We start from the raw sequence: 12913 nt of genomic DNA on the forward strand, positions 1-12913 counted from the left end.
AGGAGGCCATGATGGCGGAGCATGACGATATCGGAGCACGCACGCTGAACGAGACCGCGCTGGACTGGGTGGTCCGGACCGGCAGCGATGCGTTCGACGACTGGCCGGCGTTCCACGCCTGGCTGGAGGCGGACCCGCGTCACGCAGCGGCGTATCATGCGATGGCGATGGATATCGAGGAGATGGCGGCGACGGTGCCTCCCGTGCAGGCCGCGCCGATCGCGATGCAGCCTCCGCGGAGGCGCTGGCCGGTCTGGACCGGTGGAGCGATCGCCGCGTCACTCGCGCTGTTCGTCGGGTATGAGTCGATCGAGACACGCGCGCATCCCTATGCGGTCGAAACCGCGACGGGGACGATGCGGACGGTTCGGCTTGCCGATGGCAGCACGATCGCGATGGGTGGTGCGACGCGGCTGATGCTCGATCGCGACGATCAGCGGGTCGCGACGCTAGAGCACGGCGAGGCGATGTTCGTGGTTCGACACGACGACAGCGATCCGTTCGAGGTGAGCGTCGGCGGCGCGCGGCTGGTCGATGTCGGCACCGCGTTCGACGTGAAGCGCGTGCGCGGCGAGACGCATGTCGCGGTGTCGGAAGGCGCGGTCGACTATAATCCGGGACAGGACGGCATCCGGCTCGTGAAGGGGCAGGGGCTGGTCGTCCGCGACGGCAAGGCGACCGTGACCGCAGTCGATGTCGCCAGCGTCGGATCGTGGCGCGACAGCGTGCTGGCGTATGAGGGCGCGACGCTGGCGGAGGTCGCCGACGACCTGTCGCGCGCGCTCGGCGTCGACCTGCGCGCCGATCCGGGTGTCGCCAAACGCGCGTTCAGCGGCAGCATCGCGACGTCCAAGCTGTCCGGCGATCCCCGCCTCGCCGCGCCGTTGCTTGGGGTGGCGATCCGCAAGCGTGGCGGTCACTGGGTGATGTCCTCCCGCTCGTGAGGATGCGCGGATGTCTGGTCGTCGCGGCGCTCGCCGTCGCCGCTCCTGCGCAGGCGGGGCAGGGGACGGTCGACTTGCCGGCGGGGCGTCTTGGGGACGCGGTGCTGGCGCTCGGGCGTCAGTCGGGGACGAGCATCGTCGTCGGCGACCCGGCTTTGTGGGCGCGGCGCGTGCCGGCGGTACGTGGGCGGATGGGCGCGCGCGAGGCGCTCGACCGACTGGCGATCGCGGCGAATGCGGACGTCGTCGCGGCGGGCGCTTTCGGGTGGCGGCTGACTGCCCGCACGCCCCGCGTCGTTCGGGTGAGGCGGCCGAAAGTCGTGCCGATCGCCGCGCCCCCCGCGGTCCAAGGTGCGGACATCGTCGTCACCGGCAGCAAGCGCGACGTGCGGCTGCGCGATTTTGCAGGCCAGGTCGCGTTGCTCGACGGTGTCGACCTTGCGCTCGGCGGCGCGGGCGGGACCGAGGCAATCCTCGCGCGGCTGGCGAGCGTATCGTCGACGCATCTGGGCGCTGGGCGCAACAAGCTGTTCATCCGCGGCATCGCCGATTCCAGTTTCACCGGACCGACCCAGACCACCGTCGGCCAGTATTTCGGCGACCTGCGGCTGAGCTACAACGCGCCCGATCCCGATCTGCGGCTCTACGATATCGCCTCGGTCGAGGTGCTCGAGGGGCCGCAGGGTACGCTGTACGGCGCAGGCTCGCTTGGCGGGATTATCCGCACCGTGCCGAACGCGCCGGAACTGGGCGCGGTGTCGGCGTCTATCGCTGGCGGCCTCTCCGCGACGTGGCACGGCGATCCGGGCGCGGATCTGGGCGCAACGCTGAACGTACCGCTCGGCGAGCGCGTGGCGCTGCGCGTCGTCGGCTACGGTGTGAGCGAGGGCGGATATATCGACAATCCGGTGCTCGACCGGCGCGATGTGAACCGGACGCGGATCGGTGGTGGCCGGGCGGCGCTGCGGCTCGACGCGGGGAATGGCTGGACGGTCGATCTCGGCGGGATCGGGCAATGGACCAAGGGCGACGACAGCCAGTACGCGGACCGCGACGCGCCGCCGCTGACCCGGTCGAGCGCGATCGTGCAGGGCTTCTCGGCGGACTACACGATGGGGCAGGTCGTCGTGTCGGGCACGATCGGCGGGCTGAAGGTCAAATCCTCGACCGGGATCGTCAGCCAGACGCTGACCGAACGCTACGACGCGACCCTGCCAGCAGTCGATCCGACGCTACCGATCACCAACTGGCCTTCATTCGGCAGCCCCCTGACGACAGCCGCGGGCACCCCGCGCGTGTTCGCGCAGCGCAATGCGACCGACATGTTCGCGAACGAGACGCGGGTATGGCGGCCGATGCGAAACGGGTTCGGCTGGGTGGTCGGCGGCAGTTACACGCACAATCGCACGCGGTTGTCCCGCTCGCTCGGCCCGGTCGATGCGCCCGCGCCGGTGACGGGCGTGACCAACAGCATCGACGAGGCGACGTTGTACGGCGAGGGAAGCGTGCAACTGGTGCGAGGGTTGACCGCCACCGCCGGCGCGCGGGTGACGCGGGCATCGCTCGCGGGGACCGGCGAGGACATCGCGCCTGCGCGGTTGGAAGCGGTCAAGCTTGCCCGGGCGCGCGTGACGGCGGACCGCATCGAGACGAGCGTGCTGCCCTCCGCCTCGCTGATCGCGGCGGTGCTGCCGAAAGTGTCATTGTACGGGCGATACCAGCAGGGTTTTCGACCTGGCGGGCTGGCGATCGAAAGCGATTTCGTCCGGCGGTTCGAGAATGATCGCGTGCGGACGCTGGAGAGCGGCTTTCGCTTCGGGCTCGCCGGTGTGGATCGCGCGTACCTGACGGCGAGCGTCTCGCACACGATCTGGCAGGATATCCAGGCGGACTTCATCGACGCGACCGGCCTGCCGAGTACCGCCAACATCGGCGACGGGCGGATCTGGACGTTCAGCGCGGCGGGCGGGTGGAAGCCGATCGACGGACTGACGCTCGACGCTGGCTTCACCTACATCGACAGCCGCGTGACCGAGCCGAGCGCGGCGCTGTTCGTGGCGCTGGCGCGGATGAGCCAGGTGCCGAACATCGCGCGCTATGCCGGGCGGCTCGGGGCGGATTACCGGCGTGATGTCGGGCGGGATCTGGAACTGCGGGTGTATGGTTGGGCGCGCTATGTCGGGCGGTCCCGGTTGGGTGTTGGGCCGGTACTGGGCGAAGAGCAGGGTGACTATCTCGATACGGCGCTGACGGCGCGGATCGGGCGGCCGTCGTTGGGCGTGACGCTCGGCATGACGAACTTGACCGACAGCGTCGGCAATCGGTTTGCGTTGGGGACGCCGTTCCAGGTAGGCAGTGGGCAGATCACGCCGCAGCGTCCGCGGACGATTCGCATCGGCCTGGACGCCGCCTTCTAGACCGACCTTTCGATCCTCCCCCGCAAGGGGGAGGTGGATCGCTTAGCGAGACGGAGGGGGAGGATACGCAACCTCCGTGACCGCCTACCTCCCCCTCCGTCTGGCAAAGGCCAGCCACCTCCCCCTTGCGGGGGAGGATCAGGAGTCAGTCATTCACCAGCGCTCGCTGATCCGCCGGCAGCAGTGCCAGCGCCGTCTTGTAGCAATCCTCCACGTGCGAATTACCGACCAACTTCATCGCGCCGAAGCTGATCGTCGCCGCCACCGCCGAACCCGCGAAGGGGATCAACTTCGCCATCGACCCCACGGCAATGCGTGCACCGACGCGGCGGAGCAGCGCGGCGACGATTCGCTTGGTCACCATCCGGCCGATCATCGTGTTGCCCAAGCTCGACGCCATAACCAGCGCCTGCTGTGCGAGCTGCGGCTCCATCGTCTTCACCTGCTCGTGATCCAGCCCGAAGCGCTTGCTGATCTCGGGCAGCAGCTTGGTGAGCAGGCCGATATCCGCGACGATATCCGCGCCGGGGATCGGCACGACCGCCGCGCCCGCCGACATCATCGAGCGCGTCGTGACGAGGCGCTTGCTGTCGTCGCGGATGCGGTCGAGTTCGGCGATGGTGGTGATCATGCTGGAATTTCCCTGAAGATATCCGCCCCATAACGCGCCGCCGCGGTCCTGGTGCCGCGCTATGCTGCATCAACGTTAAAGGTTCGCGAGCCGCGTCTCCGTCCTCTTCTCGAAAACACATCGAAAAGGGTTCCGTATGCGTCGTCTTCTGCTGACCACCACCTGCCTGTTCGCGGTAACCACGGCCGCCCGGGCGCAGACCGTGATCGACACCAAGCGGACCGACGCGGTGCGGACCTCGACGATCAAGGCCGGTGCGCCCGACAATATTCGTATCGCCGCCGCCGGTTCGATGACTCCCACGACCGGCACCCCGGTAACCGTCGACAGCGTCAACTCGGTCAGCAACGAGGGAACGATCCAGGTCACCAACGCCGACGGATCGACCGGCATCCTCGCCAACGCCGGCACCGGCGGCGGGATCACCAACGCGGCGGCCGGCAAGATCATCATCGACGAAAGCTATGTCGCGACCGACACGGACAAGGACGGCGACCTCGACGGCCCGTTCGCGGCGGGCACCGGACGCACCGGAATCCGTACCGCAGGCGCGTACACGGGCGCGATCGTCAACAGCGGCGCGATCACCGTGAAGGGCAACAACTCCGCCGGCATCTGGCTCGGCGGGCCGCTGACCGGCGCCTTCACGCACGACGGCCAGACCGCGGTCACCGGCAACGGATCGACCGGCGTGCGGATCGCCGACGTTACCGGCAACGTCCGGCTCGCGGGCACGATCGCGGCGATCGGGCAGGACGCGGTCGCCGCGCGCGTCGATGGCGATATCGCGGGCGCGCTGGTGGTGCAGGGCGCGCTCGGCTCGACCGGCTATCGCTATGCAACGGCGCCTGCCGACGTGTCGAAGCTCGACGCCGACGACCTGTTGCAGGGCGGATCGGCGCTGATCGTCGCGGGCAACGTCTCGGGCGGGATCATCTTCGCGATCCCGCCGAAGGACGCGAGCACGACCGATACCGACGAGGACAAGGACGGTCTCCCCGACGCCACCGAAGGCTCGGCAGCGATCACCTCCTTCGGCGCGGCACCGGCTGTCCAGATCGGATCGGCCACGCGCGCCGTCGCGATCGGTGCTGTCGCGGGGACCGGAACCGGGTTCGGCCTGATCGTTGACGGCGGCATCGCGGGCAGCGGTGTCTATGGCGGCGTCGAGGGCAACGGCCTGGCGATCGGTGGCCTTGGCGGCACAGTGACGATCGCAGGCGGGATCGGCATCAACGGCACGGTCGCTGCCATAGCGAACGGCGCGAGTGCGACCGCGTTGAAGCTTGGTACGGGCGCGTCGACCCCCGAGATCCGTAATGCCGGCACGATCTCCGCGGCAGGCGGCGGTACGACCGCATCGCGCTCGATCGCAGTGCTGATCGATACCGGCGCATCCGTCGCCACGATCCGCAACAGCGGCACGATTAAGGCTGCCGCACAAGCCGCCGACGGCACGGCGATCGCGATCCTCGATCGCTTGGGCACCGTCACGCTGGTCGAGAACAGCGGCGGGATCGGCGCATCGGGCGCCCTTGCCACCTCCGAGCGCAACGTCGCGATCGACCTCTCGGCTAACACCACCGGTACGACCGTTCGCCAGACCGCAGTCGCGACCGGCATCGCGGCGCCCGCGATCGTCGGCGACGTCCGCTTCGGCAGCGGCAACGACGTGTTCGACGTCGCGGACGGCACGGTCGCCGGCACCGCGCGCTTCGGCAGCGGCAACAACCGCCTCGCGCTATCGGGCGACGCCAACTTTTCCGGCGGCGCAGTGTTCGGCGCTGGCAACGACGCACTCACGCTCGCAGGGACTTCGGTCTTCAACGGCGCGGCGGACTTCGGTGGCGGCGCCGACACGCTGACGCTCGGCGGCACCTCGCGCTTCTCCGGCACGCTCGCCAATTCAGGCGGCCTTGCTGTCGCGGTCAACGGCGGCACGCTCGACATCACCAAGGCCGCGTCGATCGCGTCGCTGTCGGTCGGCGGCGGCGGTATCCTCGCCGTGACGCTCGACAAGACTGGCGGCACCAGCACGGCGATCCAAGTCGCCGGCACGGCATCGTTCGACAAGGATTCGAAGCTCGCCCTGAAGCTCACCAGCGTCGTCGATGCGGAAGGACGCTACACCGTCCTTCGCGCTGGCACCTTGACGGGTGCCGCCAACCTTACCGCGACCACGACGTTGCTCCCGTTCCTCTACAAGGGCAGCATCGCGACCGGCACGGGCAACGACCTGGCCGTCGACATCGCGCGTAAATCGTCGACCGAACTCGGGCTCAACCGCTCCCAGGCGTCGGCGTATGACGCGATCTACAAGGCGCTCGGCAACGACGCGAAGGTCGGCGGCGCGTTCCTCAACATCACCGAAGCCGAGGCGTTCCGCGGTTCGGTCCGCCAGATGCTGCCCGACCATGCCGGCGGTACGTTCGAGGCGGTGACGATGGGCTCGCGCGCGACCGCGCGCGTGCTCGCCGACCCGCACGGCCCGTTCAAGGACGAGGGCAAATGGGGCTATTGGGTGACGCAGGTCGCGTGGGGCACGTCGAAAAGCGTCGCCGATACCGCGGGTTACGACATCAGCGGCTGGGGCGTCTCGGCGGGCGCGGAATACAAGACGGGCGTCGGCAACTTCGGGACCTCGCTCGCCTATCTCCACGGCCAGGATGCCGACGACGGCACGGACAACGAGGTGAATTCGGACCAGTATGAGTTGGCCGGATACTGGCGCGGGCATTGGGGCGGTCTGCAGGCCAATGCGCGCGCGTCGGGCGCCAAGGTGAAATTCGACGGTGTCCGGCAGTTCGCCGGCGCGATCGGCAGCGAAGTGGTCTCGCGGACTTCGAAGGGCAACTGGGACGGTACGCTGTACGCGGCGTCCGGCGGCCTGTCGTACGAGGCGGGCACCGGCATGCTCACCTTCCGGCCGGTCCTCGCGATCGATTACTACAAGCTCAAGGAGGACGGCTACAGCGAGACCGGCGGCGGCAAGGCGATCGACCTCGTCGTTCGGTCGCGGACCAGCGACGAGCTGGCGGTCACCGGCAGCGGCGCACTCGGGCTGAACTTCGGCGGACCCAAGTTCGAGAATGGCTGGTTCCGCGTCGAAGCCGAAGGCGGCCGTCGCCAGATCGTCGGCGGCGGCCTGGGCGCGACCACCGCATCGTTCGAAGGCGGCCAGTCGTTCACGCTGACCCCCGACAAGCGCACCAGCGGCTGGGTCGGCAAGCTGCGCGGCGTCGGCGGCAATGGCATCTTCCGGATGGGCGGCGAGTTCAACGCCGAGCAGCAACAGGGCCGCGTCGCGCTGTCGCTGCGCGCCAACCTCCAGATCGGGCTGTAAGCAACCGCACTTTTCGGGGGTGGAATGGCTCGATTCCGCCCCCGGACTGTTGTCGGCGCATAGCAGGAGCGAAGATATGGCCGAAGACCGTTTGAACATCGACACCAAGACCCTCGAGGACAATAGCGACCTGCGCCAGGTCGAGTTCGAGGCCGAAGTGAGCGAGGAACGCTATCAGTTCGCGGTCCAGTACGACGTGCTCGAAGCACTGAGCACGGTATCGCCCGAAGGTGACGCCGTGGCGATCTTCAAGCAGCATGCCGAAGAGATCGCCGAACTCGGCGTCGTCGCACTGGCGCGCGATCCCGACCAGGAGATCGTCGTCATCAGCGAAAACGATCTGGACTAGCGCCGGCTTCCGGCCGATCCTCCTCACCGAGCCGGCATTGTCGTCCGGACGGTGGGAGACGGATGATGAAAACGATCTGGACGAGCGTTGCAGTGGCGATGACCATCGCGGCGAGCACAACGGCCGCGCATGCGCAGAAGGTCAGCCCCGCGGTCACCAGCGCGCTCGCCGATCCGGCGCGCGCCGATCAGCAAGGCGACGATGCCCGCCGCAAGGCCGCCGACGTGCTCGCCTTCTCCGGCGTGCGGCCGGGCAACGTCGTCGTCGATTACCTGCCGGGTGCCGGCTATTGGACCCGCATCTTCACCGGCGTCGTCGGACCCAAGGGGCATGTCTACGCAGTGTGGCCGGCGGCCGGCGCGAAATACGCCGAGAAGACGCTGCCCGCACTTCAGGCGCGCAATCTCGCCAACGTCACCGCCGTCGTCCAGACCACCAACCTGCCGACCTCGCCCAAGCCGGTCGACCTGTTCTGGACCGTGCAGAACTACCACGACATCGCCAATAACGGCGGCGGCGAGGGCGCGTTGAAGGCGTTCGACAAGGCGGTGTTCAACATGCTCAAGCGCGGCGGCATCTACGTCGTGATCGATCATGCGGATGCCCCCGGCAGCGGCCTGGCCGGGACCGAGACGCGGCACCGGATCGACCCGGCGGCGGTAAAGGCGCAGGTCCAGGCGGCAGGGTTCAAGTTCGTCGGCGAGTCCACCGCACTGCGCAATCCCGCCGACGATCATACCAAGCCGGTGTTCGACCCCGCGATCCGCGGCACGACCGACCAGTTCGTCTACAAGTTCAAGAAGCCCTAAGCGCCTCGGTGACTGGTCGGCGGCATTCGCGTTCGTCGATCAGTCGCCATCGCCTTTCCGTCATCGCAATCGAGTCCAGCGCTCGGGCATGGCGTTCGAGCGGCGACAGTCCTAAGCGACGTCGATGAACGACAAAATTGCTGCCCCATCGATGCGTCCAGGCGAGTTCGTCGCCTTCATCGCCGCGTTGATGGCGGTCAACGCGCTCGGCGTCGACCTGATGCTGCCCGCGCTCGCCGATATCGGCCACCAGCTTGGCATCGCCACCGCGAACCATCGCCAGTGGATCATCACCGCGTACATGCTCGGCTTCGGCGCGGGGCAGCTCGTCTACGGGCCGCTCGCCGATCGCTACGGCCGCCGGATCATCTTGCTCGTCACGCTCACGGGATTCGTCGCGGCCAGCATCTTCGCCGCCGGATCGCAGACGTTCGCGGCGTTGCTCGGCGCCCGTGTTCTCCAAGGGCTGATGTCCGCATCGACGCGCGTGCTCGCGGTCGCGATCGTGCGGGATCGGTATTCGGGTCGCCAGATGGCGCGCACGCTGTCGGTCGCGCAGATGATATTCTTCCTCGTGCCGATCATGGCGCCCAGCCTGGGGCAGGTGCTGCTCCAGTTCGGTCCGTGGCGGTTCATCTTCTACGCGCTGGCAGGCTTTGCGGCGTTCGTCCTCGCCTGGTCGGTGACGCGGTTGCGGGAATCGTTGCCGGTCGAGCGCCGCTCACCGCTGTCGTTCGCGTCGCTCCGCCAGGCGTACACCCTGACGCTGACCAATCGGTATTCGGCAGGCTATGCGGTCGCCGCGTCGATGACGTTCGGCGGGATCATCGCCTTCGTCTCGTCGGCACAACAGATCTTCGTCGACGAGTTCCACGCCGGCGAGCGATTCACGATCCTGTTCGCGGTCTGCGCGTTTTCGATGGGGTGCGCGTCGTTCGCCAACAGCCGGCTGGTCGAGCGCCTCGGCACGCGGCTGATATCGCAGGCCGCGGTGCTGGGGTTGATCGTGCTGTCGGTGGTCCACATCGGCGTGATCGCGGCAGGATCGGAATCGCTCTGGACCTACATGCTGTTCCAGGCGCTGAGCATGACGTGCATCGGCCTGTGCGGTTCCAATTTCGGCGCGATGGCGATGGAGCCGGTCGGGCACATCGCCGGCACCGCATCGTCGATCCAGGGGTTCATCACCAGCGTCGGCGCGGTGATCGTCGGCTCATTGATCGGCCAGTCGTACAACGGCACGACCTATCCGCTGGCGATCGGCTATCTCGCGATCGGGCTGGGCGTCCTGGCGGTCGTGTACGTGGTCGAGGGCGGCAAGCTGTTCCACGCGCACCACAAGGCCTGATACGCGTTACGCCCCCACGCCGCGTTCGTGCGCCCACACGATCGCGGCGCTGCGCCGGTTGACGCCGATCTTCGCGTAAAGCCGCGCGACATGGTTGCGTACCGTGTTGCGCGACAGGTCGAGCCGGGTGGCGATCGCCGCATCGTCGAGATCCTGGCAGATCAGTTCGAGCACCTCGCGCTCGCGCTTGCTGAGTTCGGTGGTGGGGGGCGTGGCACCCGAGCCGGCGCGTGGATTTCGCAGCGTCGCCAGCTTGTCCATGATCGACCGGCTGAGCCAGTTGGCGTCCTTCATCACCGCGTCGATCGCTTCGACGAGTTCGAGTTCGCCGCGGCGGCGCGCCGTGATGTCCTGGTACAGCCACAGGACGCAGGGCGTGCCGTCGACGCTGATCCGTTCGGCGGACACCAGGCAGTCCAGCGTTTCGCCGTTCTTGTGCAACAGGCGGACATCGTGGCCGCGAATGCCGTTCCGTTCGCGGATCTCGGTTTCCAGTTCCACCCGCTGCGCGGCGTCGTTCCACAGCTGGAGATCATCGGCGATCCGGTCGACGACCGCGTGATCGGTGTAGCCGGTGAGGCTCTTGAACGCCGCGTTCACCTGCACGATGCGGTTCTCGTCACCCTTGGTGATGACCATCGCGACGGGGGCCATCTCGAACAACGATGCGAAATGCCGTTCGCTCGCCTGTAACGCCAGTTGCGCGCGCCGCCGGGGCTCGAGGTCGGCGAAGGTGAAGAGAAGGCAGTCCTCGTTGGCGAGTTCGATCGGCTGGCCCGCGAGGATGACCAGCGTCTTGTCGCCCCCCGCAAGCGGCAGTTCCGCCTCCAGTTGTGGCACGGTCTTGCCGCCCGCCACGCGTTCCTTGACGAACGGCTTGCGCTCGACCTCGGCGAGGAAGTCGAGATCGAACAGCGTCTTGCCGACGATCTGGTCGCGATCGTAGCCGGAGAGATCGAGGAACCCCTGGTTAACGAGGACATAGCGCTGGTCGGCGACCCGCATGATGAGGGCAGGGGCGGGGTTCGCATGGAACATCGCCTGGAACCGGTCCTCCGCGTCGAACCGTTCGGAGACGTCGTTAATGACCATCCCCAGGCAATCGGGATCGCCGCCATCCTCGTCCATGACGATGTCGCGGACCTGATGCACCCAGCGCGGCTCGTCCGCATCCGGTGACGAGACCTCGACGATCAGGTCGGGGAAGCTTTCGCCGGCGAGCAGCCGCATCAACGGATATTCGCGGCGCGGCAGCTTGCGACCGTCACGGTACCGCAGCCGAAAGCGCGCCGCGTAATCGTCCGCGGTCTCGCCCAGGTCGGCCAACGCCTTGACGCCGTGCATCTTCAACGCAGCCGGGTTCGCGCTGAGGATCATACCGGTCGGATCCATCAGGATCACGCCCTCGAGCAACCCGGTCATGAGCTGTTCGAGGTGATGCAGCGTCGGGGCGTGAAGCGGCTTGCCGTTGGTCTTGGTCATGCCTGTCCAGCGACCAAAAGGGGGCTGCGGTTCCGTGCCCGGCGCTACATTTGTACCAATGCGACCGGTATGTGAGCACCAATCGCAAAATCCCGTCACGGCGCCGAAACTGAACGGATCGGCGATCCCGACTGTTGAGCCCCCTGTACCATCCACTCGTACCATCATCGTCCAGGAGCCTCATCATGAACCTCATCATTCTTCTCGTCGTCGGCGGGCTCATCGGTTGGGTCGCCAGCATGATCATGCGCACCGATGCGCAGCAGGGCATCTTCCTCAACATCGTCGTCGGCATCGTCGGCGCATTGCTGGCCGGCTTCCTGATCACGCCGCTGATCGGTGGCGCATCGATCATGGACGGCGCGCTCAACATCCAGTCGATCCTCATTTCGCTGGTCGGCGCGGTGATCCTGCTCGCGATCGTCAACATGTTTCGTCGCGGTACGGTTCGCTGATCCGACCGGGAGGCGGCGTGGTCGACATGCCGCCTCCCACCTCGCGAACGCCCCCGTTTCCAAAACCAGAAACCTAGGAGAGTATCATGACCGTTCGAGCATTCATGGCATGCGGCGCAATGCTGCTGGCCTCCAGCGCCGTCGCGCAGACCGCAACGCATGCCGGCGCGCACAACCCGGCCGTCAAGAACAACGATGCCGCCCATGTCGCGGCACCGGCCAAGGGCGCCAATTCCTTCTCCGAGGATCAGGCTCGCGGTCGACTGACCAAGGCCGGCTACCAGTCGGTCTCGCGCCTGGCGAAGGACAAGGACGGCGTCTGGCGCGGCAGCGCGACCAAGGCCGGCAAGAAGGTCAATGTCGGGCTCGACTACAAGGGCAACGTGACCGCACGCTGATCCATTTTCCCAGGAGAGAAACGATGACCAAGACCCTTACCCGCCTGTTCGACGATTATTCGGATGCGAAGTCTGCCCTGAACGATCTCGAGCGTCTCGGCGTGTCGCACGACTCGATCAGTATCGTCGCGAACAACGCCGATGGCGCGCATGGCGATCACGACACGTCGCTGGACGACGTCAACGATCGTGGCGATGTCAGCCGCGGTGTCTCGACCGGTGCAGCCGTGGGCGGCGTCGGTGGCCTGCTCGCTGGTCTCGGCTTGCTCGCGATCCCAGGCCTGGGGCCGATCGTCGCGGCTGGCTGGCTCGCATCGACCGTCGTCGGTGCCGGTATCGGTGCGGCAGGCGGTGCCGCCACCGGCACGATCGTCGGTGCACTGAAGGACGCGGGTCACACCGATGACGAAGCGCATGTCTATTCGGAAGGCGTCCGTCGCGGCGGCACGTTGCTCAGCGCACGCGTCGACGACAGCCTCGCGACCGAGGCCGAAGCGGTTCTCGATCGTCATCGTTCGGTCGACGCGACGACGCGCGGTGCGGCCTATCGCCAGGACGGCTGGACGCGCTTCGACGAGGCAGCACCCGCATACACGCGCGACGAAGTCGTTGCCGAGCGTGGCCGCTATGGTTCGGTGTCGTCGACGAACGCGTCGACCTACTGAACGATGCCGTCACGATCCTTGCCGCCAGCGTATCGGGCGGCAAGGTGACAGCGTCGGAATAGCGAAGGGGTC

11 protein-coding genes are annotated in these 12913 nt (G+C 67.3%); 9 read left to right on the forward strand and 2 right to left on the reverse strand.

Going from position 1 to position 12913, the window contains the following annotated elements:
- Positions 1-8 precede the first annotated feature (8 nt).
- Complete coding sequence (locus tag AC1ME3_RS07895) at positions 9-944, forward strand: FecR family protein (protein WP_480955537.1); 936 nt, start codon at positions 9-11, stop codon at positions 942-944.
- A gap of 2 nt (positions 945-946) precedes the next feature.
- Positions 947-3361, forward strand: a complete 2415-nt coding sequence (locus AC1ME3_RS07900; protein WP_480955538.1) for a TonB-dependent receptor — start codon at positions 947-949, stop codon at positions 3359-3361.
- A 145-nt stretch (positions 3362-3506) separates the two neighbouring features.
- Here the strand turns inward: AC1ME3_RS07900 and AC1ME3_RS07905 are convergent, their stop codons facing one another.
- Positions 3507-3992, reverse strand: coding sequence for a hypothetical protein (locus AC1ME3_RS07905; protein ID WP_480955539.1), 486 nt, complete (start codon positions 3990-3992; stop codon positions 3507-3509).
- A 136-nt stretch (positions 3993-4128) separates the two neighbouring features.
- Here AC1ME3_RS07905 and AC1ME3_RS07910 point away from each other — a divergent pair, with 136 nt between their 5' ends.
- From AC1ME3_RS07910 to AC1ME3_RS07925, 4 genes are all read left to right on the forward strand, one after another.
- Positions 4129-7335, forward strand: a complete 3207-nt coding sequence (locus tag AC1ME3_RS07910; protein ID WP_480955540.1) for an autotransporter outer membrane beta-barrel domain-containing protein — start codon at positions 4129-4131, stop codon at positions 7333-7335.
- A 76-nt stretch (positions 7336-7411) separates the two neighbouring features.
- Positions 7412-7684 carry a DUF1488 family protein gene (locus tag AC1ME3_RS07915; RefSeq protein WP_056061362.1) on the forward strand — a complete coding sequence of 91 codons (273 nt, stop codon included), beginning with the start codon at positions 7412-7414 and terminating at the stop codon, positions 7682-7684.
- 62 nt (positions 7685-7746) lie between these two features.
- Positions 7747-8493: a class I SAM-dependent methyltransferase gene (locus AC1ME3_RS07920; protein WP_480955541.1), complete on the forward strand. Its 747-nt coding sequence runs from the start codon at positions 7747-7749 to the stop codon at positions 8491-8493.
- Between the two features lie 151 nt (positions 8494-8644).
- The gene (locus AC1ME3_RS07925; protein WP_480955792.1) at positions 8645-9841 is read left to right on the forward strand and encodes a multidrug effflux MFS transporter; all 1197 of its coding nucleotides are present in this window, start codon (positions 8645-8647) and stop codon (positions 9839-9841) included.
- Positions 9842-9847: 6 nt separating this feature from the next.
- Here AC1ME3_RS07925 and AC1ME3_RS07930 read toward each other — a convergent pair whose 3' ends face one another.
- Positions 9848-11323, reverse strand: a complete 1476-nt coding sequence (locus AC1ME3_RS07930) for a PAS domain S-box protein (RefSeq protein WP_480955542.1) — start codon at positions 11321-11323, stop codon at positions 9848-9850.
- A 185-nt stretch (positions 11324-11508) separates the two neighbouring features.
- Here AC1ME3_RS07930 and AC1ME3_RS07935 point away from each other — a divergent pair, with 185 nt between their 5' ends.
- The 3 genes from AC1ME3_RS07935 to AC1ME3_RS07945 all read left to right on the forward strand — a co-directional run bounded on the left by AC1ME3_RS07935 (position 11509) and on the right by AC1ME3_RS07945 (position 12841).
- Complete coding sequence (locus tag AC1ME3_RS07935; RefSeq protein ID WP_056061356.1) at positions 11509-11778, forward strand: GlsB/YeaQ/YmgE family stress response membrane protein; 270 nt, start codon at positions 11509-11511, stop codon at positions 11776-11778.
- Positions 11779-11864: 86 nt separating this feature from the next.
- Complete coding sequence (locus tag AC1ME3_RS07940; protein ID WP_056484947.1) at positions 11865-12176, forward strand: hypothetical protein; 312 nt, start codon at positions 11865-11867, stop codon at positions 12174-12176.
- A 23-nt stretch (positions 12177-12199) separates the two neighbouring features.
- Positions 12200-12841, forward strand: coding sequence for a hypothetical protein (locus AC1ME3_RS07945; protein WP_480955543.1), 642 nt, complete (start codon positions 12200-12202; stop codon positions 12839-12841).
- The last annotated feature ends 72 nt before the right edge of the window (positions 12842-12913 follow it).

The organism is Sphingomonas sp. BL2 (assembly GCF_056680015.1).